A 24,003-nucleotide genomic window follows, 5' to 3' on the forward strand; every position below is an offset into this window, starting at 1 on the left:
GCGCTCTCGGTCCTTTTCCATATTTGGCTTGCGCTCAGATTTGAAGTCAATAATCTCGACGGTATCGCCTTCACCTTTGATAAGGTCTACGCTGCCGGTAAGCACATAGCGATCTTTTACCAATGAGATATCCACTTCCGTCTCTTTGATATCATCCCAGTTGCTTCCCTTTCGGTCTACGTAGCGCATAACATGTTGCAGCGCCGCACCGAGCGTGGACTCCCCTAAGTACATTCGCTCACGATTAGCCAGGTTTTGATAATTATCTTGGAGCCAGTCTGCGATGTTTTCTTTGGTAATCTTATCTTCTTCACCACGAAGTGCAGCTTTATGCACATCTTCCAAAGTTTCGTGGATCAGGGTACCAAACAACATTGGGCTCGCTTTTACTGGCTGGAACTCGAGCTCTTTAAACAGACGATATTGCTCTGCGCAAGTCTCGAACAACGTAATGTGCGATGTAAATGCATATTCGTGTTTGATGTTGACGTCTTTAACTCGCTCGAATTCAATGGAAGCAAGTTGCTGCTTAACATCTCGCCAATAAGGAAGCTTCGAAGTGTAATCCGTAAAGTATTTTGATGGCGTCTTTCCGTGACCAGATTTTTCTTGTCCCGTTAGAACGAGTAAATTCTGAGGACGAGAGAAAGCCGTATAGTAAAGACGCCAGAAATCAAAGTGCTTGGTATCTTCTAACGGCTCAAACGGGGGTTTGGCCATGTACTGGTGTTCGATGATTTCGTCTAAGTCAGTGTATTGTTTTCTGGGTACTGCTTCGAGCGAACCGACAAATACAACGGGAAATTCCAACCCCTTCGATTGGTGAATCGTTAAAAAAGAAACACAACCGGAAGGCGCATACTCAGACATATCTTCATACTCATCAATCCCTCCTTCGAAAAGAAATTTCAAGAAGTTGTCGAATAGAGACGTTAGGTTTCGCAACAAGTACTTTGGACTTAACACACTGATATGGTGAAGGTATTCAAACTTACCCAACATGCGACTCATCTGAGCTAGGTTACGCTGTGCACGCTCATTACCGTTCTCTTGTTCTAAAAAGCGTGAAAACAACGGAAACTGGAGCAGTTCATAAAACAGACCGAGGAAAGCAGATTCCGCGTTTTTGGTCATATTATGGTGCGCAGCAGCTTTTCGCTTACACCATGCAAGCAAATCAGACTGTTCCGGTTGGCGCAGTTTTTCAATAAAAGGCGCGATACATTGCTGTTCGTAGTAATCCCAAATCGCTAATCTTCGACCTTCTTGGATTTTCTTCTTACGCTCTGGCATTACCATAGGAAAAACCATGTGCAGCGCACCAATCATATGGCGAATCTCTTCTCGTTCGAAAAATAGATTTGCACGTGGCGAATATACAGGAATGCCTTTTTCTTCGAGAGATTGCGCAAGCGCTCTTACTTTGTCTGCTTTTACAGAACGGAATAAAAACGCGGCTTGGTTCCAATCGGTAAGCTTGCCTTCATTTTTTAGGTGCATGAGCATCTGATAGACATCCTCATGCCAGTCATCACCTTCTGGTGTCACAGCACTGACAACCGTTGGCCCTGCGACAAAATCCCCCTCACGAGCTTCGATGGTTTTACTGTAGCGGTAGCTAACGCCACCACGCAACCACGGCTTATCTCCCATGTAAGTATCATAGAAACCTACGATATCCGGATGCGACCGATAGTTGATGGATAGCTTAACTTGCTCACACTCTCCTGGCGCAAACTTAGTAGGGAACTCCAAGATATTGCGAACACTCGCTCCTCGGAAGCGATAGAGAGCTTGGTCATCGTCACCAACTACACATAGATTACGCTTCGTTCCCATCAGGAGCTGTAGAAGCTGCTCCTGAATGGTATTGGTGTCTTGGTATTCATCGACCATCAAATAAGTGATCTTTTCTGTCAGCTCTTCAAGTACTTGTGGGTACTGTTGAAGCAATACCAGTGTCTCAAGCTGGATGCATGAGAAGTCGAGAGAGTTGTGCTCTTTCAATAATTCTTGATAGGTTGCGTAAGCTTCGCCAAGCGCTGAAATCGCGACATCATCTGACTGAGTAAGTTGTTCGATATCAAGAACTTCTTCTGACGCTTTATTAAGCCATCCTAATAGGTTCTCAGATTTAGCCCAGGCCGGAATTTTACTCTCACCCTGAATGAACTCAATGCCTTCTATTTCGCTGAATTTCCGCAAATTTTGGTAAAGAAAGTACTGTTGGTCGAATTGGTCCATCAGCACAAAGCTGCGCTTGAGACGTGTAAACTCACGGTACTCTTCTAGGATACGAAGACATATAGAGTGGAACGTACCTAAGTACATTTCGTTGACATTAAAGTGTGAGCCTCTCTCTAGGAGTCGATTCGAAATTCGGGTTTTTAGCTCCTGGGCAGCCTTTTCGGTAAAAGTGACGACCAACAACTGTTCAGGCTTTGCACCATGAACATCAATTAAGTTCATGATACGTTCAACGAGTGTATAGGTTTTACCAGACCCAGGGCCCGCTATGATCAGCAAAGGGCCTTGATGGTGATGAATTGCTTTTTGTTGAGAAAGATTAGGAGACGACATACAACCAACGTTTTTCTAATTATCCTAGCCAGCTTTACTCTAGAGCAGAGTAAAGCTGGCTATTGCAATCTAAGCTGCTTCCGAGCTCAGCGCTCTTGCTAAGTAATCACTCAAGCCGCTAACAGTGAGAGCTAATAGCTTAGGAGCAATATGGCGCTTTTCATTTAAGAAATCGATCGCACGGCAATCTCTCAATAGCTCTTGGCCTCCACAAACCACCAAATACGCGTCATGCTCAGTTCTCTCAGCATCAAATGCCGTATAGCCAAGCTTCTCCATCGCGGTGCCAGATGACTCTTGGTACTTAGCAACCACTTGAATAGTACTATTAGGCATATACACGATAAAGTGAGCATAGTCATTTTTTCCTGCAAAAATACTCGGATACCTAACATTAGATTGATAGGTCATAGGAGCCCCACTGTCACCCTCGGCAAAACCAAAATTAGCCAGGGTATTTGAGATATCTCTCAATAGATCTTTTCGGCACATCGTTTTTTCCTTTCTAACTGTGCTATTTAGATGGGAGCCCATTGAAGACTCCCGGTAATTGTTTCTTCTATGCACCAGGCAAAGAACGTAGATGCTGACAGACATACTCAAGACGCCCATTACGACGACGCACATAAGCACATACTTGCACTACTTTTTGACGAATACTCATCAGAGGTTCCTCCCAAAAAACATGAAAGAGGGAATTCAATGATTGAGGTGAACACGTTAGAAAGGTATGATTGCGGGACAAATCAGAGCAATCGGCCTTTCTTACAGGGCTTGAAACCTCTTAGTGTTGGGCCTTAATAAGTCTGTTGGCGCAGAGTTATTAATTCACCTCACTGTAAAAAGGCACTTTTAGTACTTTACTGAAAGTGCCTTTTTACTTTTCTTTTCGGACGCCGCGAAATGGCGTGCCATCTTGCTTCACATCCATAAAACGTCCTGTATTCGCATCACGTTTAACCCAATGACCAGAAGGTGTTTGAGTTTGTGAACGTTCGCGTACCATCCCATGACGACGGTTATCGCCTGTCTTTCCGTTAGTAGCCAAAGCTATTACTCCTCTTATTTAACGATATAGGTATCATATCACCCCATCACTTCAATAGCAAGCGCACTTGTAACTATTATAAGTGCCAGTCATTAAATATGTACTTTTGAACGTTCATTGTGTATAATTAAACACATAAAAAACAAAAATTCGGTTATCAAATGTACACATATAATGAATTGAAAAATAAAGATAAAAATAACGCAGATAGACTTATTTTCATCGACTTCATGCTACGTTTTACCGGTTCAATTAAGCGCGTCGATATAACAGAACTTTTTAATCTTTCTGATGCTGCCGCCTCAAAAATGTTGGCAGCATATGCAGATTTACGCCCTAATAACATGTCTTACAACCGCTCACTCAGAGTCAATACAATAGAAAAAGGTTACGAGCCGCTCATCGATTGGAATGCAGAAACGGCAATGGGGATGCTGGCACACGGTTTCAACAAGAATAAAATTACCGATACCGATAAAGTTATTTTGCCCTACGAGAAAATAAACACACTTCCTCATCAGATGAACATTAACCATGTTGAACGTATTACTCGGGCAATTAGTAATGGCCACGCAATACAATGTAAATACTACTCAAAAAATAGCACCAATCATGCGACGAGAACTATCGTACCTTTAAATATCTTACATGACGGTGAGAACTGGATGTTCAGAGCTTACGATCGCTCAGAGGAAGACCCCTCAAGAAATAAATTCAAATTCTTCCATTTTGCACGAATGCTAGACGTAAATGAGCATCAAAATGTAGAAGAGTTAAAACAGAACTCTTATGAAACTCTAGCTAATGACCCTGATTGGAACGTAGAGATACCTCTTTCTTTGATTATCCATGAAGATAGGATCGAGAAAAAGGAAAGAGCAGCTATACGCAAGGACTTTGGAATCGAAGAGGGAAGTGATGAGCTTCTTATTTTAAAAAAGCCTGCTTATTTTTGGATATTGAAAAACAAATGGCATATAGACACGAGGCCTATACAAGACATTAATAATGAGAATTGCTCACAGACTGATAAAAAGTATTACCGATTTAGGCTAAACAACCTAAGTATGGTTAATAAGCTTCTTGAGCAGCATAAATGTTTTGCAAAGTTAAACTAGTATTTTGCCTCCACGACACGACCACCGCTGCGCCTTAAATTTATAAGCATTAACGTTAAATTAAACACAAATATCAAAAGCACACACCGGCTCGCAATAATCAAAGAACGGGGCGCAGCATTGGGTGGGCGGGGGATGTGGTGGCATTCCATAAAACAGCTAGCGCCTTTTAAGGATTGGCCGGAACGGGCAACAACGAACGTACCGCAAGTGGTGAATCATAGAAAGTGATGAAGATACCCGTATGGAAACACGTTGTTTGTGTTTTGATGCGTCACCACTGCCCTATTTTGCCCGTCTTTTTGGGCAATGCAGATAAACTGCGCCAGCTCTGCTGGCTACCTTAGAGCACGCTTTTCAGTGCGGTGGCGGCAATTTACACATAATGTCCAATAATGCTTGAAGTTGCCCAGTGCCCGGCAGCTTGCTGACGTTAGGCGCGTGCAATTTTGCATTATTCCACATTATGTTAAATTGACGCACATACCCCCAAGCTTGGGGGATGGGGGTTGGTAATAGATCTTTTAAGCGGCCTTGCTATGGAAGACCTGACTGTGCCGCTCTGCCCGTTGTGACATTTATGTGATGGCCTGTGTCACGCAGTGGCACGCGCTTAGGCCATGACATGCTTTTTTGTGACAACGGGTAGGTTGTGGCCAGGCTGGGCTGGAATGGTTAGCAAGGCCACATTATTCCAATACTATCGACATGTACTAAAGTCTGGTAACTCATCCGGAAGGTAGGCGCACGATATCCTGTACGACGCAAGTGAGTTGATCGGATATAGCACATTTTCGATTCGACGGTCTTGGTGCTTTGATGTCACATAGTAATGCGGTTGCTATTGGGTAAGAGGAAATCATGCGTTGAATAAATGGGAGATTCGGTGATCTTAAGTTGGATGGTCTGGGTGGCGCTGATCGTATTTGTCTGGTATGAGCTATTTTCTGTCGAAGGTCAGATGTCTCAAAGTTGATACGGTTATTTATTATCTGTTGTTTCCACTAAGTTAGTGGCTCTTATTGTCTAATATTTAATTTTATCATTAAGAGTTGGGGGGCATATGGAAATTCTGATTATAGGTTTCATTATTGTTGTGGTTTTATTCTGGGCTTTGGGAGGGAAGGACAAGAAACCCAGATCTCTTTCAGGTGGAAGTAAGGCGACTATTCTTAGCCCTTATTTAAGCAAGGACGGTACGCGCTACCAGGTGACGGGAGAGCAGTTGTGTAAAGCGTGTGGGATGAACGCACACAACTACGTCAAAACCTTCTCTCCGGATAACGATTATCTTCAGCGTGCCTCCATTGGCAGCATTGCGGGTGGCTCTGTTGGAGGACTAGCACTGGCATCGTCGATGATGGGTTTTGCCTCTAGTTCGTATTTAATGGGCTATTTGCAGGCGAGTGTAATGGATAATGCGTTTGAGTCTGATCCTAATGAGAGCACCGAGGCGATTGATCGGTTGGCTGAGTTGGCAGCAAAAGGAGAGCTTAATAGTCATGAGCTGACCAAAGCCATGGCGTCACTTTTGTTTAGGGATGGTCGTGGAAAACCGAACTTTATTGAGTTTGATAAATTGGGCTCGCCAACATTTAAGGACGATAAGCACCGGTTGGCTTCAGCCATGGTTTATCAGCTGTTTAAATCAAACGTACCACCGCAGGAAAACGTGTTGCGATTGACTGAGGGAGGCGCGTAATGATGGGACAGTATTTAGGGTGGAACCTACGAACAGTTCTGGTTGGTGGTTGGAAAATTCGAGGTACTGTCTGGTGAATATGGAGTGGCGCGTTTTCTTTTATGGTGCAGATTAGTGACCAAATCGACCAGATTAATGAATTCTCGATCAGTTGCAAGGTGGCGGTGTGACAGTAAGTTATGATTGGGTAGGCTTGCCCGTCTGCTCAATACTCCTGATGATGCCACAAATCTGACTCACAGGCCAACGAGCACTGGTGCCTTGATGCTGGTTTGTATCAGTTCTCATTTGATCAACCGCCAGCGCTAAAGCTTCATTCTTTTGTTATGCAATTGACGTTTCCCTGTAGGGATAGCAAAGGTATATTATATGCACTCAAATGGTAGAACTGTGTGGTTAGTTGGTCGTAGACGATGGTGTATTCATCACTGCAAATTAACTTTGCCCTTTTCTTCAATTCATCAAAGGCTTCAGTTTTGAGAAGTTTAATGGAATCTTCAAATGGCTTTTTATATGAATTTATCGTGATACTAGGATGTGTTGAAGCTGCCTTGATAATGTGAACATATTCCACTTTGGCTATCTTGCCTGTGTTGGGACTTAAGTTTGAATAAGCACCACTCATGAACTCGACTTGTTGAAGCATTTCTTCAGCATAAGTTGGGAGTATATTGAAACCCGAGAGTGCGATTACGAAAATTGGTATATTATTGAAACGCATATATTCCTCTCTATAATCTATTCAGAGCACTCACTCATCTTGGTCATGAACTCAATCACAGTGGAATTTTCACCGTCTTTAAGTTGAATATCGAGAGGGTAATACTTGCCTCCTTCTAATAGCATTATTTTATCTGAAGCCATTTTAGGTAAAACTGCAGCAGTGACGTTTTTTAAATTGATTACTGTGAGGCGTTGACGATGAACATCAAAGCCCCCTATGAGCAGTAATGTACACCCTTGAAAACTGTAACCTTTAGCATCCATGTCCTTGTTAAATTTATCTTTATCTAGGGCTGCAAATGATTGGCTAGCACAAAGTGTTAAAATACATACAATTAATCTCTTCATGATACACCTCTTTTTTCAAACCGATACCAGTAACCTTAGAAGATATAAATAATATAGTTATCTCAAATGTAAGAATTGTAATATCAGAAGAGTGTAAGCGCGTCATAAAACCCACATTCTATCTAAGCCCTGCTAACTTCGAACAAGCATACTGATCTGTACCAGCAGAACTGGGCACCTCACTAAGCGGCTTTCCGATATCCAAAGTTATCCGCATTTTTCTAATTTAAGTGAATACTCTAAGAAAGTTTTGTCCAAAACCAATTAACCTAACACCCGATAAACAGTAGTCCGACTGCACCCCAGCTCTTTACTAATCGCATGTTTGTTCATTCCCTGCTCTGCAAGCTCTTGTATACGCTTGTGTAACGTCTTATCAGGAAATCGCCCAAGGTGTCTCCCTTCTGCTTTAGCGCGCTCCCTGCCTTCATTACAACGCTGTAAGATTCGTTTTCTTTCCATCTCAGCAAAAGCTGAGATAGTGGTATAAATGACTCGGCCAACATCGGAGTTAATATCGATATCACCGAGATCATGAAAGACCAAACCTGCATTTTTTTCCGCTAATGTATCAGCGATTTTTAGCGCATCGATGGTATTACGAGCAATCCGATCCACTTTGGTCACATAAATAACATCCCCTTCCCTAGCAAACTCAAGTAACTTATTTAGCTCTACCCTGTCATCAGCAGATTTTCCGCTTTGCTGCTCCTTGAATATTTTTTTACAGCCTATTTTTTGAAGTTGTTCAATTTGAACATCGAGGGTTTGGTCCAGAGTACTGACACGCGCATAACCGATTTTCATAAGAAAGGTTCCAAAGTGAACAGAAAGATAATTAAAAATTAGTGTACATGTTCACTTTTAAATTGAAAGACTTTTTGTACACTGTAATTCAGAGATGTGTATTATGTACCAAAAGGTACACCTTTATGGACACAATCTGTATCGGACTCACTTCAAATGATTCGTATGAATCGAACGATTCGTTTATAATAAGAAAAAAAAGGAGCACGTTATGCAATCATTAACCGCAAATACCGCGAAAACTAAATTTGGTGATTTACTGATGAAAGTACAGCGAGAACCAGTACAAATTAGTAAAAATGGCTCACCGGTGGCGGTCGTCATGTCATGCGAAGAATACGAACAACTTGAAGCTTTGAAAATGGCGATGGTGAAATCACGTTTTGAACAAGCTGAGCGAGATATCGCAAATGGCGATTTGGTCGATGGTGAAACATTTATGAACGAATTGGACCAGGGCAAGTTTGACTGATGGCACAATATAAACTTTCTCCTGCCGCACAAACTGACCTAGTCGATATTCGTCGTTACACTCTTGAAAATTGGGGTAGCGCACAGTGGGCTAATTACTTCGGGGAACTAAAGCGTTCGATGGCACTATTAGCTAACAACGAGTTGATTGGTATCGATATGCCCGAACTGGGAACAGGCTATTGTCGCTTTCCATTAAAACATCATGTAATTTACTACATTAAAAAATCTGACCATATTGTGGTTGCTGCGGTTCTTGGTCGAAATATGTCTCCTGCTAAACATTTCCAGCAACAGATATAGCTTTTATCTTTCTTCGTTTAATGTAATCGCGTAGCGTGCTTGGAGCTTCATCGATAAGTTTAGCTGTTGGACGGATCCCAAGCCCCATGCCTAAGTACTTTTCAATCAGCTCTCTTTTAGGGTCCAGTTTGAGTTTTTCCGCCTCTCCTTTAGGACGACCTAAGATAACGCCGGCTTTTTTTCTGGCCGCTAATGCTTCTTTAGTCCGCATAGAAATAAACTCTCGTTCAATTTCTGCCGCAAGTCCGAGAACCGTTGCTGTGATTTTTGCTTGCATGGATCCATCTAGTTGCATGTTCTGCTTGGCAATGTATACATCAATACCTTTTGCCATGCAGACTTCAAGAACCTCTAACACTTGAAGTGTTGAGCGAGCTATACGGCTCACTTCTGAAAAAATGAGTTTGTCCCCTGTTCCCATTCCCTCTATTAGCTGACCGAGCTTACGTTGATGCCACTTTTTTTTGCCTGTAATAACATCTTCAACAAAACATAAATTAGCTAAACCAACCTTATTACAGTACTCATAGATACCATGCTTTTGGTTTGCTACATCTTGACTATCGCTTGAAACACGTAGATATGCGTAATTAGACATATCACCTCCTTTTCTCACGTTATAGCAAGGGATGAGGACTAAATTGGTTGTTCTTACCTAAAATGTGACTGGATAAAAATTTATTAAGAAGAAAAATGAAATTGATCGTTGTCGTGGGTAACTGTGTAAATCTTTGATTTTCCAGTTATCCACACAAACTATAAAGATCTATATTTAACTATACTACTCTATGTAAAGTATAAATCTATAAAACCTATAGCCCTCGCAACGTATTGATTTATATGGCTTTAATCATGTTTTATGATCATCTTTTAGGTGTTGGGATAACAAGATTTAGGTGATTATGATCTAATTTTAGGTGTTGATGATCATTTTTTAGGTTCATTGGTAACATATTTTAGGTGTTATTGATCGCATATCAGGTTAACTAATGACACATTTTAGGTGTTTACTTCTGAATGCTGACATATTTTAGTTTAAACAAGGCGTTATTCTTTGCTATGACATGTATTCTTATGAGCTCCCCTTTCTAGAGTTTGAATCTATAGGAGCCTTATCACCAAAACACCTAAATTGTGTCTTGAATCACTCTTTGTTGCCTAAAATATGTCATTAATGAGATCGAAATACCTAGAAAATGTCTTCTATTCGAAATTAGTAATCTGGGCTATCACTTAGTTCTGAAAGTGTCTCTATTTTCTCAATCAAAGATTCTAGCTCGTTGTCATCTTCATGGTTTTGTTCGTCTTGAGTTAAGTGCCGCCTTGAGAGGCTTTCCTCGACTTTCAATGCATGACTTTCTTTACCGACGTAACGGTAAGCGATAGCTAATGACTCTAGTTCGGATTCGGTAAGGCGAACCTGGTTTTGAAGCCTTTTTAGCTCTAGATCCTTAATGGTTTTCATTGCTTCATGTTGGTTTAGCTCATCTATTGTGCCTAACTTTATCCAACGGAAAAGAAACTTTATCCCGGTAATTGTTCGTCCTTTTTTTACAACCTCAAAGCCTTTATCCCCTTGACTACTTTCTAAAAATAGAAGCTCTTTGCTGATCTGAGGATGCTCGGAAAGCTCTTTGATACTTTCACGAATACAACGCTTCATAAACACACTGTTGTTTTTAAAAGAGCTTTTATCTTTCTTTAACTTACCAGCTTCATCCAGAAGGCCAAAGATTCCTTTGAGCTCACTTAACTTTTGTGTGTGCATCTCAAAGCCTTTATCTTTAAAGCGGCTAAGTAGTTCGTATAAGCGTTTGGAATATTCTTTTTTAACGTCAAAGAAATTGCGAGTGTTAATGAGAGCAAAACCTTGATTATATTCAATATACTCTGATTTCAGCATATCGTTAGGAACCATAGTAAGCACACCGTTTTTATAAGCGATGTGCTTAAATAGCGGCCGATAATCAAACTCTATATCACCTTTAGATGTGTCGACTTTGATGCCTATTTTTCTACTGGCTAAGCGGTTTGCTACTGGGCTTAAGTTACTACCAATATGTTTAGACTCGACACCTAACCATTCTGATAGTTGATGCGAAGTGAATTCGTAATGAGGGGTTTTTTGTTCCCAGTCCGCCGCTTTCATATGTGCGATCATTAAAGCGAACATATCTGCTTCTCTTGCCGATAAATCTTGTCGACTGAAAACCAGCTGATGACCCTTCTTTATGTGCTTTGGTAAGTTATCGCTTACGACTGGATAAAAATACTCTTCATCACTCATTTCACACTATGTCCATAGATAACAATATTTAGGTAATTATGACATGTTTTAGGTAATGGAGGAATTACCTAGCCTAAATAATGTCATTTAATGCTATGTAATTGATATGATCATCATGTCCAAAGATCTCTGACTTGATCGGATCCTATACCCTACTCTTTTTGCGCACTAACCCTCTCGTTATAACTTCATGCTCCTTTTAACTGCGGGAGAGGCATAAAGACAAAAGAGTGTATGGAGATTCTTACCGTCTCTGTCGTTGCGGATAAATACGCCAGCGACGTGAAATAAATGGGAGGTCATCAGGCTTGTTTGATGAAAGCAATGGGTAAGTGACAACGTGATGTCGTCTACGGGGGACGTGATTGGACAATGGTGTGGTATGAACGATCGATAAACAGGTTCTATGGTGATATGCCTGTCTGTAAGGTTGGTTAAGTCGGTACACAAACCAGTATAGGAAACGGAAGAGAGTAACGCCTCTACCTGCAGCGGTGTGGCGAGCCGTGTGACTAGGCCCAGCCCTAACTAATCTGTCACAGTAAATCGCACCTGATAAATCATCACGAAGAAAAACCAATAATCTGTGCTTTTTATGATGGAAAGTGAGGTTGATGCTAACGCTATAGTTTGGCATCACCCAGCCCCGTCATAGACCCCTTATGCGCGAAAAATACGGTCGTTAATTTCAATCACTTCATCAATTATCAATCATTGATATTCATCATCAGATTGTTTACCCCTTTCCTTCGGTTTGAAACTTGTGGAGCTGCGCGAATCTAACCCATGTTCCTCGTCCACTTCGCTTTTTCTTCACACTGCTTTTTATCTGCACCAATAAACAACGCAATTACATTTTAATTTTGAGTTGTTCGCAGGAAACTAGGCCTCGCTTTTTTTGTTTTTCTTCGCTTGTATGCTGTAACGGTTAGGAAAGAAGAGCATGCGATTTTTAAAACTTAGAACCGATCATAAACGTCAGCGAAAAGATGGGACCCGTTATGTAACCCCTTTGATCGTAGACTCCCCTCGCCGCTTTGCACCAAGTCGAGATAGGAAAGAAACGAGCTTACGCCGAACTCAGTGTCAGCTTATTACCGGAGCTCATGACTCTGGTAAAAGCCGTTGGCTTAAACGGCTGCGCGATAGTCGACATGAAATTTGGGGAAAGAAACCACAACCGGTTTTGCTTGAAGGGCTAATGCCATTATCTAGCTGGGTTGAGGTTAAAGGGATTGAAAAATGGTATGTAAGTAGCCAAGAAGAAGGTACTTATTTTACTCCTTGGAGCAAACTTAATCTCCAATTGAAAGCGGACTTATTGGCAGATTACCTGGTTGATACTCAATCTTTGCTTTTCATTGATGATGCTCATAAGTTGACAGGTCGTAAAGCTCAAATTGCACGAAAATGTTTACTGTCTGCCAAGATTTGGTTGATGGCGTGTAGCGAAGAAGGTCGCCTTCCCCCGTCAATTCGTCCCATCGTCGAAAGACGCGAACCACAGCGCATCAATTTAGAGAGCGATGTCAGTTATGACACTACAAAAGCTTTAATTTGGTTCATGGTTGCTTTATGCGTTGTTGCGGGCGCGTGGGAAGCTGGAGCTGTGATTGGCGGCTTACAAATGCTTGGTAGCGGACGGAGGTCTACGCGTGCCGATTAAGTATGGCCTTTTAGTGCTGTGTTTCCTGTTCTGCTCCGTGGCTTACGCCAATGATTGGGGGATTTCCACACCCTGGGATGAACCAACAGCGCAGCCACCGGAGATTAAGCCTTTCGAATTGCCGACATTGAAAGGGGATGCTCCTCATTACAATACCTCCACTCCTGCTCTTAAGCCTGCGCCTAAGATTGACCCAGATGCTATCTTTCAGACCGTACTCAACTGTTATCCAGAGAAGAGTAAATTCAAACTCGACTTAAACCTTGTCGCTGGAATGAGGACGAACTTAGATGAATACAACAGTGATGATTGGCCTGAAATCTCAGAACACTATGTCGGGATTGTTGGAAAAATGCCGCTCTACTCCACGACGGAGCAATCTCGAGAGCGGCAATGGGAGTACCAACGTAGAACCGCCACAGCGACGTCGGTTGCTTCCTTCACGCAAGCTCTCGCTGATAGAAACTACGCTTACCGCTTGATGGGGCTCTACCTATCACTTGAAGCTCGTTCACAGCAGCGGGTTGCCCAAGGTGTGGCGAACGTGAACGAGCAAGTGGCACTACTTGAAAAAGTCGCGAGCTCACATCGAGACGTTTTAGCTCATGAAGCTAAAATCGTCGAGCATCGACTGGCATTAGTCGCATTGTGTGAGAGTTCCTACAGCGACAGCGTAAACCAGTATTTGCAAAAGCTTGCCTACCTCCCACCTCATTCTAAACCGAAGGTGACTCAATGAAGTGGCTGAATCATGGGCTTATTGCTGGGTCGATTTGTGCCGTTATCTCACCCCCTCATGTACCTGTTTGTGTGTTAGGTGCCACGGCTCCTGACTGGCTTGAATATGTTGCTAAGGTCGTCGGTCGGCATATAAAACATCGAGGCCCTACCCATGTTTTCACCCATTGGCTCGTTGTGGCACTCGTATTTACTTTTATATGGGACTATCAAGAGATTGGCATGGCGTTCGCTTGGGGAGGCGTAAGCCATATTTTAACTGACGCAATGACGGTGTCAGGAGTGCCATTTTCGCCATACAGTGACAGACGATTTCATTTATTTGGCGGAAGATTTAGAACTGGAGACCCTGTGGAATACGCAATCTCTGCTGGCGTAGTGATAGTTTGTATTGGCCTTTCTCATATTACAGGCGGACAAGGCTTTGCGCCGTTCTTTTACGATTGGGCTGGCATGTATGAGCAAGGTTTAATTGACGCCTTAGAGTGGAAGGCCAACCGATTTAGGTTGATTTAAATGACATGCAGAATGTCATTATTCAGGCTGAATATTGACAACGATAGCTGGAAAAAAGGAAAGAATTTTGAACAGGGTGTTGAACAAAGGCTTTACTTTGATTGAGTTACTCATAACAATTTGTATTCTCAGTATCTTACTAATATTTGCGGTTCCAAGCTTTTCTAGCTTGTTTGAAAGTAATCGAATGAATACAACTCAAGACGAACTCATGGGGTTCGTCATCATGGCAAAAAGCGAAGCAGTATTTAGGAATTCGCCTACCTACCTTCACTTTAGAGACTTGGCCAACGTAAATGCTGACGAACGTTGCATAGTACTATCATTGTCAGATAGCATTACCGACTGCACAACAAATGTAATCTATACGCTGCATGGCCGAGTATTTGATGGCCTAACGTTAGAACAAACGTATCCACAAACTGTTATTGAAATTGATCCAGTAAGTGGCTGGCCTTTACTTAGTCACTCAACATTTGATAGTGAAAGTAATAGTGAGCTTCTTAAATTTTTTGCGAAAGGTGACCAAAAGGTTGCCTTGAAAATGCATATAACTGGAAGAATTAGTTTTTGTGGTATTGGCGGGGATTGGTATCGCACTGAGGCTTGCTAAGCTGTCAATATTCAGCCTGAATATTGACAAGTGTAGGGGAGCAGTTTCCTTCTGTGGATGTGGTGGCTCTGACAAGATTCTTCCCCGAAACTAGTTAGAACAAAAACTCAGTCATATTCTGTTGATGGGATTTTGTCCTTACCAAAAGTTTTCCGAATTAAACTCATCTATAAAATATGCCTCTCTGTGCATCTTAACTTCTCATAATTATCAATAACTTATTGACTATAAATTGATATGTTCAATATGAGTCGGCATTATGTGACGCTCAAAGGCAGTTTTTTGTAGCATAAGTAATGTTAGCTTAATTCATGAGGATATATGGAAGAATTTGTAGATTTTGTGGGTGTTTTTTCTGGTATTTCAGAGTCACAGACTGCGTATGCAGAAGCAGTTAGCTGTTATCGTTTCGACGGTTTTATTGTAGACGAAGAAGGTGTATTAGTACGTAGTCTAGAAATTCCACTATCTTCTGGAAAATCATACGACGAAGGAGAGCAATATGGATTTCGGCTAGCCATCGAAGAGCGTGAATACAGTCCCAAAGAACCATACGAACAACCTATTTTATTTTCTTTATATGAATCATTCTGGGATTACTTTTTTATCGTTAAAGTTTTAACAGAGCATGCTGCAACTAATGCTCAGAGTAGGACTTATACAACGAAAAAGTTGTCGCTAATTAGAAAAATAGAAAAAGAAATAACAACAAGTAGCAAGAGACTTTCATACTCAAAACTTAAGAGCGTATTTAGCAAAGTCAATAGTGACTTGAATATTGTCGCTCTTCCTGTAGCTCAAGCCGATAGTGTTGTTGCTAAATCAAACTCAAACTTGTTTTTCGATATAGGTCTGAGCTCGCCGTATAATAAACGCACAGTGGATAGTGGAGTTACTACACCGCAGCAAATGGAATTTTGTGATTGTAATCATCAACCTGCATGTAAATTTTTTTGTTATTTTTGTTATTTTTGTAACGAAAGCTTTGAGCGAGAAAATTTTACTTTTATAACGCATTTCGATACAGATCATTACTCATATCTACATGGAAGGGGAAAAACTGACATTCTGGATTTTAAGAGAAAGCTGTATTCCAGTCGTCAAAATAAATTTAACCGATTGAATTCCTTTGAAAAGATGAATGTACTATCGAATTACTATGTTAAGAGCAAAATCTTGTCGGGATACTTTGTATTTCCATTAAATATAGAAGCTTTTGAGAATAATTGCGTTAAAACAATTTCTGATAAGTATCTAACCGTAGCCAACTTGCAATTTATATTAGAAGTTATGGCTTCGTGTGAAGGTTTTTATATTATATCTCACTCTAAGAGCAAAAGCGGTTCTATAAAATTAAATTTTAACAACGGAGGAAGACTTTTAGGAAATGCCAACTGGATTGACAATGATGCTAATAATAGTGGTGTTTCGTATTCTCTGAATTTACCTCGTAGAAGCTACTTGTTTACTGGAGATAAGGGGTTTCACCATCTGCCAAACTTTCAAAAGAAGACAAACTATGACGCCTTAATGGCATGTCATCACGGTGCTGAGGTTGAAAGTGAATTTATCCCTAGGGCAGCAAGTCCGAATGCTATCGCATGCTTTTCATTTGGCTTTAATAATAGGTATAAACACCCGAAACCAAGTGCAATTAAACAAGCTTCCGAATACAAAGTTATAGGTACGTGTGGGCACCTCGATTGGCATAGAAAGAACATTAAACCTACTAATGTCGAAGAGTATCAAAATATAAGTATTCGAGTTAAATTAAGCTAACAAGCATTTAAGGTTTCAATACATTTTTCTAATCTTGTAGAGAAGGTTTAGAGCTATACATCTAAATCGTTTATGTCCAAAAACTTCCCAAATAAGTTGGATATCGGACGCGTTATCCAACTTACTAGTGATGCTACAAAAGACTATTTCTCTTCTAGAACCTTAGCGATCGCTGAATCTAACCTGTCTTGCATTTCTTTAGACAAGCGTCCGAACTCATAAGAGAAGTTACGGCCCTTCACGCGCTTGCGGGCAAACATGCCTTTGCTATCGAATTGGGCGAGGGGAGTGACTTCCGCTTTGTCTGACTCTTTCTTTGTTTCTGCTACTTTTAGCTCAGCTTTGATAGCAGAAACAATGGCGTCTTTCTGATCCTCAAGCGAATATTCAGCCTGAATATTGACAAGACTTTTTTCGATCTTCTTTACGAAGTCAGTAAGTTGTTTTTTGTCTTCGCAGGCCTTCATTACCTTATCGAGTAGGGCATAATCTGGGTGTGAAAGGGCATTTACAATCGGAAATAGCTTAACCAGCTTCTCGTCGATACTGGCTGCTTTCATCGCTTTACTTACACCGGCTTGGCTAAGCCCAACTTGTTTCGCAATCTCAGCCTGAGTTATCTCTTTGTTGGCCGATTTGATGGCGATGCATTGTTGTCCAATTTCACGCAGGTTATGTTCTTTGGCAGTTTGTAGCTGCTTGGCCAACGCCTTAGCATCACTGACAGAGATTTCATTCTGAGTAATAAGGATACGGAATGTTTTAACTCGACCTCCTTGAAGTAAGAACCAAGCTCGACGGCGAGAGCCATCTAATACATCAATCTTGCCATCGATTTGTCGACCTACAGCAGGGTAGAACTGTTGAAATTCAAGGGAGTTCAAATCAGATAGAGATTCTGCCGTAAGAAGCGATTGATCGCGTCCGTTCACATCAAAGGTAACAAACGTCTCATCACGAACTTGTTCGTATGACAGAGTCACTTCATTGAAGGTCGCGCTATTCCCCGACGCTAACTGCCAAACCACGCTCTGACCGACAGACTCAATTCCAAACTGTTCTCGCAAAAACTCAGCTGCATTAGTGCCGGCTCTATCCAGCTCAGCCGTGAGCTGTTGCGTTAATGTGGTCAGGTTCGCTTTTGCTGCTGACTGTTGAGCCTCAACTGCGCCTGGTGTATTACCTAGTGGACTACCACCACGTTTTTTTGCCATTATGCTTGCTCCTGTTCGCGCCAAACACTCAAAATATCTCGTTGAATTTGGCTAATTACTTCATAACCATTTTGCTGCGCCGTTTGGAAAGTGGATTTGCTTTTCGGGTATTCGCTTTTTGACATATCGAAAACGGTGGCAAGTAAGGAAGAAGCTTGTCTAATCGCTTCGCTATGCTTGAATTCTTTGGAATATAAGTAAGGCGCAAAATGTTCATAAAGGCTATTCATCAACTCGGTAGTCGTTGAGCTATCACGATGGTTTGTCAGTAATATCTTCATGAAATCATATCCTTGATGATTCGCATTGGCTAACAACGCCCAAACTTGTGGGATATAGCTAAAGTATGAGCAAGTAGCATCGATGTCGTTTTCGGTAATTGATAACGGGAAAACAACACTTGTTGCTGCAAAGTACGCATTGTAAGTCGCGTAACCTAGAGAAGGCGGCGTATCAATGATGATGATGTCGAATTCATCTTTTACTGCATCGATGATGTCGGCCAAAATAGAGTAGGGGGATGGTAGCTTATGTGTGAATACTTGTTCATGAAACCACCCTTCAATTGCTCTGTCACTTTGCGAAGCAGGAAGAATACGTAAGTTGGGGATGGTGGTTTCTAAGAACGCTTCAGATACCGCTTGCTCGAACGTTTCATCCTCGTCTAAGTCAAAGTTACGCATAATGAGATCGCCCACAGAAAGGTTGCCTTCCTGGTCAGCTTCTGGCGCGTAATACATAGATAGAGTCGCCTGGCCATCCATATCGATTAACCCTACTCGATATTCTTGGTGAAACTCCGTCGCTAAGCCCGATGCTACAGTTGCGGCAGATACTGTCTTACCAACACCACCTTTTTGGTTTTGGATTACGATAACTTGCGTTGACTGCTTTTCACCACGCTGGAATTTCGGCTCTTTACGTAAGGTTTCAGGTAATAAGTCTCTTACACGATACATTTCTTCTATATCAATCGACCATTGAGAGTCCTCATGGCGACGCGGGTCGATACCTGCAGAAGTAACATATCGATCAAGAGTTTTAGCATCAATAGCTAAATAGGTGGAAGCTTCTGCTCGAGTGAAGTTGCGCAGCTCTTTGCGGTGATTCGCGAGTAATCGTAAGTTTCGACGCTTGATATAAGCATCAGCCCCTTGTTTAAGCGATTGAAAGCTCTGGGTGGTCTGTTGAGTATCCATTTCTGCCTCCGTGTAGGAATTGGAAATAGTATATCCCTTAATTTTTAAGGTGTGTAGGTAAAATTAATGGAACGATTTATTTTTTTGACTCAGGTGCTGATTCAATAAATTGGATAGATTGACGAGAAATTAGAAAATTTGACAACATCTTAATTTCTCAGTGCTAGCAATTATTTAAGTTTTTGTTTTTATTGGTAAATTTACATGGCGTAAGTTTTGCTTTATAGGAGTATTCTTGGTCTAAATTAGGTCTTAACGTGTCACACAAAGTCCTCCCTCTTTCGGAAGTGATGTCTCATGAATTTGGATTGATAGAGGGCAACTTCCATAATATTTCGGAAGCGGATATCGCCTCTGCTATTCCTTCACATCTTACTTTTGAACAGCTAAAGCAGCATCTCTACGAAGGCAATCTCGTGCTCGTGAGTGATACGCCTCAAATTCCCGCTCTACTTAGTTACAACGACCCAATAGGTCCTAAAACTTGGCGGCTGAATTCTGAGGTTATCTCTGAACTTTCGGATGATGCGGCTAATAATTTGTTAGCAATAACGAAAACCACCAGAACAACGGGAGGTTACCGCTCTTGTATCTTGGAAACCTCGACGCCCGAACAAGTTTACACGTCGCCGCCAATCGCAACCGAAAGTGAAGAGGAACTAATCAAGGAGTTTGAGTACAGCTTCGAAGTCGGATGCTCGGATACCACCATAAAGAAAATGGTGCACAGTGACTTTGCTTTAGCGAAAACTGAAAAAGAGAACGCGGTGACCCGTTGGGAGCAAGCCAATACCGAGCAAGGCACCCGCTACACAGCGTTATGTGTGTTTGATGAGCCAAAGCGTTTAAATATCCACATCGCTGATGACAATCTCGGACTGACACCATTGGAAGCCGTCACATTACAAAAAGCCGGCAGCCATAAAGCTGAGGAAGGTTTTATACCTGTTGTCCCTGCAGTGCGATTGGGTGAACGTTTAGGTTTGCCTACAGAAGGCTATTACTACCACTTTAATGATGGTGAACTTGTCCAAGAATACAAAATTCTTGGGGAAGAAAAATGGGCGTTTTACGCTACGCAATCGACACAAGACAAGCTCAATGACGAGCGTGGTTTTACTAAAGACCAAAGCGCTATTTTGGTGTATTGGAAATTAGCCGATCAAATCATCGAAAATCAATACATCATTTATCTTGAGCGACAAATCACGCGCGAAGAGCTCGATAATCTCAGTGAAGATTGGCTGTGTGAAAACGGTATAAAGTTGGATATCCCCGCATTGTTTGATGCGGTCAAACAGCCGGAAGAAGCGCGCTCAGAAGGTAACAACGATGAGACGCAAGCGGAACAAACCGCAGCGACGCACACCGTAACGGTAGGGGAAGACTGGCAAAGCATCGCTGAACTATATGGTATGGGAGCTAAAGCCTTGCTCTTGCTTAACCCAGTGTTTGAGGCCGACCCTCTGTCACTTGCGGTAGGTGATGAAATTATTGTTGCTGAGAAACAGCAACAACAAGCACCGGACAAAAAGAATACCTTTCCGCCGCTGCGCCCACAAACTTACAACAACATCCGCAACAGTCATTATCAGCACAGTGATCCATTGCTCGGGTTGACCAAATATAGAGCCATTAACACTGCCGATTGCATAGAAGGCGATGTGGTAATCCTCAATTTAAAAGACGCCACAAGCTCGCTCGTGTTCGCTAAATCCTGCACCAGACCAGAGGGATGTGTTGAAATTGGCGACCAACAAGAGTCAATAAGTAACTTTGGTCCTTGGTCATTCTTCTTTGCACAAGCCAATGCAAACCCAGCTGCTGTCATACCCGCCATTCAAGCGACACAAGCACAAATGGCTATGGGCAGTTCCGCAGCTGTCGCCGGTTCCCCAGAGCAAATGCAGCAAACCCAAACCGCAGCGATGCAGTTAGATAAACTGGCCGGCACATTGAAAGACAAAATCGTCGAGGGCTACCGCTGGCAGGTCGAAGGTATTGGCGCTTTGTTTGCCATGCAGCAAAGCTTATTTGGCGATAACACCCAATACACAGACCAAGATTTACGCCAAGTAACCACGGCGCAAAGCCGCGTTCGTGTCCACATTACCGAGCCCCAAGATGGTGAGTTTTATCCGCACGTACAGGGCTATCATGTAGATGACACACGAATCCCCATCAAATATGTGAAACAAGGGAACAATGGTCAGTTGTCCGTTGCGATTGAAGAGAACGGACCAACCATATATTGGACTCCAGAAGAAAACGGTGAAGCAAGTTGGCAAACTACCCCCGATCATAGTGATGGGTTTGAAAAAGACGATATACTGGTCACGCCAATCCACTCGGATAGCGATGCGAACGTCACCGTTACGCCTGCGCCTGAAGAGAAAGACTGGCGTGATGCGATCTTGGTATTCCCTGAAAGCTCAGGCATTGCTCCGCTCTATGTAGTTTACAAACAAAATAGTTCGGGCAAAGCCACCCCCCAGGTGAAGCCCCTTGAGGTCGGAACATACGGGGAACTTGCTCCAAGAAGTGTTAAAGATGGAATGGATATAGATCATATTCCGTCTTTCAAAGCTATCCAAAAATGGGCTGAAAGTGATGGCCAACCATTGACTAAAAAAGAACTAGCAGCATTGAAAAGAGCGACTAATGGAGTTGCTATCCCTCATGAAGTGCATAAAGATTTCTCTCGAACATATGGAGGGAGAAATACAGCTACACAAAGTAGCCTAGACTCAAAAGATTTGCGTGAAGCAGCTCAAAAGGATATGAATATTCTAAAAACACATCTAAAAGACTATGGTTACTCTGAAAAAGACATAGAAGCTGCTTTTAACAAGCTAAACAGACTTAACGAAGAATCCGGAATTTATGAAAAAAATAACTAATTGGCTAAATTGCCGTTATGAAGAATTAGTACAAAACAGCTCCTTCACGTCCCTTATTGGAGGAAACACGCTGCAGTTTGAGCCAGAACTGGACGACCGATATGATCTTGTTTGTTACGACGACAAAGTTGATATGATTTTCAACCAAAACAAAGAACTTACGTTCTTTATCGCTAGCTTTCCTCTTGATAACAAGCTGTTGGACTTGCTTTCGGACGACAAGATAAATATGCGTGACCTAAATAATCTCGATTCGGTGTTAGCCACTTTAGGTACTGCAAATAAAGAGGTTGGCCCTCGAAAACTTCCAGGGGTGATCAAAAATGGTTGGTTACAGTATCAATTAGATGATGCAGTGGACCTTACTTTCACAATCTCGCATTCAGATCCAAAACAGATCATAGATGTAAGACTTTCTACTCGCTCATCTTGATAAGTAGAAGAAGGCGTCATCGTGACGCCTTTCCTCATTCCTATTCATCAACCTGAGCTAAAAATCGCTCAAAATCTTCTCTAGTCACAATCTTCTCGCCGTTCTCGGCAAGCACAACATTCAACGCGGCCACCATTTGACCTACGGGTGGGTTTAATGCGGCTAACTTTTCGAACAAGTGGACTAAGCGATCATCGATAGTGAAATGACTATTTTGTGACATTGTCATGCCTCAGTATAGTTTGCAAAGGTAGGGCGGGGCGTTAGCCCCGCACAGTTATGCTTGAACTGTTTGAGCCAGTTCACCCAATGGAACGTAAACCGCTTTGTTGTCTTCACGCCAAAAGCGCACTTTACGCACAGACCAACCACAACGAATAAAATCTTTATTCGTGAGGTAGGTACCGGCACCCATCGAATAGTTTTCACGATGCTCACAGCTTTGCGCTTTATCCGCTAAAAACGTCGTATCCTCATGGTTTAAGCACGCTTTACGCAATTCTGGAAATAACCGGCGTGTATGTTTAGACCAAGCGAGAATAATGGTTTTCTCTGTATTGAATCGGTAATCATCCGCATAGGGAGCGCTGTTGTCCTCATCAAAGACCGTGTATGTCGCCACAATTGCTCCCAGTGCCCAATCCGGTATTGATAGAGAGGCTTGAAACGTTTTCTCTTGTTCCACTCGTTGTTGATGGGCTGCCTTTCTTTGTTCAGCCTTGGCCAGTTCCTCTGCTTCTTGTTGGGCTTTCGCTAAACGGGTGCGCGCTAACACCTGAGAGCGAGACAACGCCACCGTATGCCGATTTAACTGATATGTTTTAAGCAGTGCGAGTAGCTCGCGCCCTTGAGCGTGAGTAAAATACCAATGCGACGGTTCACTTTTCTCAAGCGATAGGGCGTACTCGAGCACACGAAAACAGTGATCCGCAAACCCACACTCATTGCCACCGCAGCCCAGATCGATGCGGCAGCGGTGCTGATGGCCATTATCGAAATTCACCGTAATGTCGGTTTTATCGTAACCACCTAGTGGATTGTCTAACGCCGCTTTTAACGCAATGGCCTCAAAAATATCGAATGGGAATTCCTCACCCTTATTCAAGCGAGAAGACTCCGACCAATTCACCAATACTGAGCAGGGCGCAACTTTCACTGTTGTAGAGCCTGAGTGATGCAACGGGGATACGTTGCTCGCGCTGGCTGCCGTAGTGCTGTGAACTTGGGAAGAAAGGGAATGTGACATGATACGCTCCTTGTTTGATTGAATTTTCACCGTCGTTTTCGCCTAACTTCCCTTCAAAACCTCCATGGTTCTGCCCGTAAAAAGCGCGTAGCGTCCATTTCACTTTTTACGGGCAGGTTCTGAGGTTTTAAAGGTTAAGAAGTTAGCGCAAACGCACGAGGGAAAATGAGTACAAGGATCTAAATGCACAGCTCTCAACCAAGGTCAGACAGCACTTGGCTGGCAGCGCGAACCCTATAGCCCTGATTGTGACCCGTAGGGCCAAGACAATGGGGAAATACGCTGTTTGTATTTTTTATTGGCTTGGTTGAG

The 24,003-nt window shown here is 42.4% G+C and carries 23 protein-coding genes; 11 read left to right on the top strand and 12 right to left on the bottom strand.

Annotation, left to right across the window (positions count from 1 at the left end; translation table 11 throughout):
* From R7093_RS22830 to R7093_RS22840, 3 genes are all read right to left on the bottom strand, one after another.
* On the bottom strand, positions 1 to 2,580 hold a 2,580-nt coding region (locus R7093_RS22830; RefSeq protein ID WP_318146819.1), incomplete at its 3' end, for an ATP-dependent DNA helicase.
* A gap of 69 nt (positions 2,581 to 2,649) precedes the next feature.
* The gene (locus R7093_RS22835; protein ID WP_132937360.1) at positions 2,650 to 3,072 is read right to left on the bottom strand and encodes a PD-(D/E)XK nuclease superfamily protein; all 423 of its coding nucleotides are present in this window, start codon (positions 3,070 to 3,072) and stop codon (positions 2,650 to 2,652) included.
* A gap of 385 nt (positions 3,073 to 3,457) precedes the next feature.
* Positions 3,458 to 3,628, bottom strand: coding sequence for a hypothetical protein (locus R7093_RS22840; RefSeq protein ID WP_165935402.1), 171 nt, complete (start codon positions 3,626 to 3,628; stop codon positions 3,458 to 3,460).
* 161 nt (positions 3,629 to 3,789) lie between these two features.
* Between R7093_RS22840 and R7093_RS22845 the strand changes: the two genes are divergently transcribed.
* Positions 3,790 to 4,746: a WYL domain-containing protein gene (locus R7093_RS22845; protein WP_132937359.1), complete on the top strand. Its 957-nt coding sequence runs from the start codon at positions 3,790 to 3,792 to the stop codon at positions 4,744 to 4,746.
* 1,063 nt (positions 4,747 to 5,809) lie between these two features.
* Complete coding sequence (locus tag R7093_RS22850; protein ID WP_132937358.1) at positions 5,810 to 6,448, top strand: hypothetical protein; 639 nt, start codon at positions 5,810 to 5,812, stop codon at positions 6,446 to 6,448.
* 313 nt (positions 6,449 to 6,761) lie between these two features.
* Here the strand turns inward: R7093_RS22850 and R7093_RS22855 are convergent, their stop codons facing one another.
* From R7093_RS22855 to R7093_RS22865, 3 genes are all read right to left on the bottom strand, one after another.
* Complete coding sequence (locus R7093_RS22855; RefSeq protein WP_065274872.1) at positions 6,762 to 7,169, bottom strand: hypothetical protein; 408 nt, start codon at positions 7,167 to 7,169, stop codon at positions 6,762 to 6,764.
* Positions 7,170 to 7,186: 17 nt separating this feature from the next.
* A complete protein-coding gene (locus tag R7093_RS22860) occupies positions 7,187 to 7,519 on the bottom strand; it encodes a hypothetical protein (RefSeq protein ID WP_132937357.1) in 333 nt (110 codons plus the stop codon).
* Between the two features lie 264 nt (positions 7,520 to 7,783).
* A complete protein-coding gene (locus R7093_RS22865; RefSeq protein ID WP_318146820.1) occupies positions 7,784 to 8,326 on the bottom strand; it encodes a recombinase family protein in 543 nt (180 codons plus the stop codon).
* Between the two features lie 211 nt (positions 8,327 to 8,537).
* On the opposite strand from R7093_RS22865, the gene R7093_RS22870 reads away from it, so the two are divergent.
* Together R7093_RS22870 and R7093_RS22875 are read left to right on the top strand one after the other, a co-directional pair.
* Positions 8,538 to 8,798, top strand: a complete 261-nt coding sequence (locus tag R7093_RS22870) for a type II toxin-antitoxin system Phd/YefM family antitoxin (protein ID WP_039470007.1) — start codon at positions 8,538 to 8,540, stop codon at positions 8,796 to 8,798.
* Positions 8,798 to 9,100, top strand: a complete 303-nt coding sequence (locus tag R7093_RS22875; RefSeq protein WP_318146821.1) for a type II toxin-antitoxin system RelE/ParE family toxin — start codon at positions 8,798 to 8,800, stop codon at positions 9,098 to 9,100. The genes R7093_RS22870 and R7093_RS22875 overlap by 1 nt, the downstream gene beginning before the upstream one ends.
* Here R7093_RS22875 and R7093_RS22880 read toward each other — a convergent pair.
* Both R7093_RS22880 and R7093_RS22885 read right to left on the bottom strand, forming a co-directional pair.
* A complete protein-coding gene (locus R7093_RS22880) occupies positions 9,075 to 9,698 on the bottom strand; it encodes a recombinase family protein (RefSeq protein WP_238971045.1) in 624 nt (207 codons plus the stop codon). The genes R7093_RS22875 and R7093_RS22880 overlap by 26 nt on opposite strands.
* A gap of 615 nt (positions 9,699 to 10,313) precedes the next feature.
* Positions 10,314 to 11,387, bottom strand: a complete 1,074-nt coding sequence (locus R7093_RS22885; protein ID WP_069490877.1) for a replication initiation protein — start codon at positions 11,385 to 11,387, stop codon at positions 10,314 to 10,316.
* 943 nt (positions 11,388 to 12,330) lie between these two features.
* Here R7093_RS22885 and R7093_RS22890 point away from each other — a divergent pair.
* From R7093_RS22890 to R7093_RS22910, 5 genes are all read left to right on the top strand, one after another.
* Entirely contained in the window at positions 12,331 to 13,053 is a 723-nt protein-coding gene (locus R7093_RS22890) for a hypothetical protein (protein WP_318146822.1), read from the top strand.
* On the top strand, positions 13,043 to 13,792 hold the full coding sequence (locus R7093_RS22895; RefSeq protein WP_203493210.1) for a hypothetical protein: 750 nt from the start codon (positions 13,043 to 13,045) through the stop codon (positions 13,790 to 13,792). Before R7093_RS22890 ends, R7093_RS22895 begins: the two co-directional genes overlap by 11 nt.
* Positions 13,789 to 14,307, top strand: coding sequence for a metal-dependent hydrolase (locus tag R7093_RS22900; RefSeq protein WP_222712678.1), 519 nt, complete (start codon positions 13,789 to 13,791; stop codon positions 14,305 to 14,307). Before R7093_RS22895 ends, R7093_RS22900 begins: the two co-directional genes overlap by 4 nt.
* Before the next feature lie 34 nt (positions 14,308 to 14,341).
* Positions 14,342 to 14,920, top strand: a complete 579-nt coding sequence (locus R7093_RS22905; protein ID WP_222712679.1) for a Tfp pilus assembly protein FimT/FimU — start codon at positions 14,342 to 14,344, stop codon at positions 14,918 to 14,920.
* 321 nt (positions 14,921 to 15,241) lie between these two features.
* On the top strand, positions 15,242 to 16,699 hold the full coding sequence (locus R7093_RS22910) for a hypothetical protein (protein WP_318146823.1): 1,458 nt from the start codon (positions 15,242 to 15,244) through the stop codon (positions 16,697 to 16,699).
* Positions 16,700 to 16,842: 143 nt separating this feature from the next.
* Here R7093_RS22910 and R7093_RS22915 read toward each other — a convergent pair whose 3' ends face one another.
* On the bottom strand, positions 16,843 to 17,913 hold the full coding sequence (locus tag R7093_RS22915; protein ID WP_318146824.1) for a ParB family protein: 1,071 nt from the start codon (positions 17,911 to 17,913) through the stop codon (positions 16,843 to 16,845).
* Positions 17,913 to 19,112, bottom strand: a complete 1,200-nt coding sequence (locus tag R7093_RS22920) for a ParA family protein (protein ID WP_017449270.1) — start codon at positions 19,110 to 19,112, stop codon at positions 17,913 to 17,915. Before R7093_RS22920 ends, R7093_RS22915 begins: the two co-directional genes overlap by 1 nt.
* Positions 19,113 to 19,369: 257 nt before the next feature.
* Here R7093_RS22920 and R7093_RS22925 point away from each other — a divergent pair, with 257 nt between their 5' ends.
* Together R7093_RS22925 and R7093_RS22930 are read left to right on the top strand one after the other, a co-directional pair.
* Positions 19,370 to 22,012 (top strand): S-type pyocin domain-containing protein, encoded by a 2,643-nt coding sequence (locus R7093_RS22925; RefSeq protein ID WP_318146825.1) that lies wholly within the window; start codon positions 19,370 to 19,372, stop codon positions 22,010 to 22,012.
* The gene (locus R7093_RS22930) at positions 21,996 to 22,445 is read left to right on the top strand and encodes a hypothetical protein (protein WP_318146826.1); all 450 of its coding nucleotides are present in this window, start codon (positions 21,996 to 21,998) and stop codon (positions 22,443 to 22,445) included. The genes R7093_RS22925 and R7093_RS22930 overlap by 17 nt, the downstream gene beginning before the upstream one ends.
* 40 nt (positions 22,446 to 22,485) lie before the next feature.
* On the opposite strand, the gene R7093_RS22935 is transcribed toward R7093_RS22930, so the two are convergent.
* Positions 22,486 to 22,668, bottom strand: coding sequence for a hypothetical protein (locus R7093_RS22935; protein WP_262668347.1), 183 nt, complete (start codon positions 22,666 to 22,668; stop codon positions 22,486 to 22,488).
* A gap of 54 nt (positions 22,669 to 22,722) precedes the next feature.
* A complete protein-coding gene (locus R7093_RS22940) occupies positions 22,723 to 23,691 on the bottom strand; it encodes an LPD25 domain-containing protein (RefSeq protein WP_318146827.1) in 969 nt (322 codons plus the stop codon).
* Positions 23,692 to 24,003 lie beyond the last annotated feature (312 nt).

The organism is Vibrio sp. 1580 (assembly GCF_033340055.1).